Origin of the sequence: Paenibacillus sp. IHBB 3054 (assembly GCF_051594305.1) — a bacterium.
GTDB lineage: Bacteria > Bacillota > Bacilli > Paenibacillales > Paenibacillaceae > Paenibacillus_AQ.
The window spans coordinates 1-765 of sequence record NZ_JBOFBG010000135.1 but is presented as its reverse complement, the minus strand read 5'-3'; the positions used below and the strand labels follow the sequence as shown (position 1 = coordinate 765).

The 765-nt window shown below is 60.4% G+C and carries 1 protein-coding gene; it reads left to right on the top strand.

All coding sequences use genetic code 11. The features are described 5' to 3' along the window. On the top strand, window positions 1–765 hold a 765-nt coding region (locus ACQ76X_RS36080), incomplete at both ends, for a condensation domain-containing protein (protein WP_438498689.1).

Here is a 765-nt window from a genome sequence, read left to right as displayed (position 1 = left end):
CAAGTCGATCTGCGGGTGAGGGAAGGGTCAGGTGATCTGGAGACGATCCAGCAGGAAGACCGGCAAAGCGGCTTTGACCTGAGCCGGGATGCGCTGATGCGCGCCACGATCGTGATCGGGGAGAAGGGATGTCAGCATGTCATCTGGAGCTTCCATCACATCCTTATGGACGGCTGGTGCACGAGTATTCTGATGCAGGAGCTCATGGCGATTTATCGCGGGTTGCAGACGAAGCGCCCGATGGAGCTAGGGCCCGTGGAGCCGTTTAGCCGATACATGCAATGGCTGAATCAGCAGGACGGGAAAGCGGCGCGGCAGTACTGGAGCCGGTACTTGGCGAACTATGAGCAACAGGCGAGTGTGCCGCGAGCGCCTTGGACAGCAGGGCCTGCGGGAGCTGAGCTGCAGGAGCATGCCTTCCGTCTGGATGTGGGGATGACCCGGGAGCTGGAACAGTTGGCCCGCCAGGCCCAGGTGACGCCGAACACAGTGATGCAGACGATCTGGGGACTACTGTTGCAGAAGTACAACCAGAGCGGTGATGTAGTATTCGGGGCGGTGGTATCGGGGAGACCGGCGGAAGTTCCAGGGATCGAGCGGATGATCGGCCTGTTTATTAATACGACGCCGGTACGGGTCAGCAGTTCCCCCGAGCAGAGTGTAACGGCGCTGCTGCAGCAGGTGCAGGAAGCGGCGCTGGCATCGGAATCACACAGCCATTATCCGCTGTATGAGATTCAGGGGCTGAGCGCGCTGAAGCGAGGA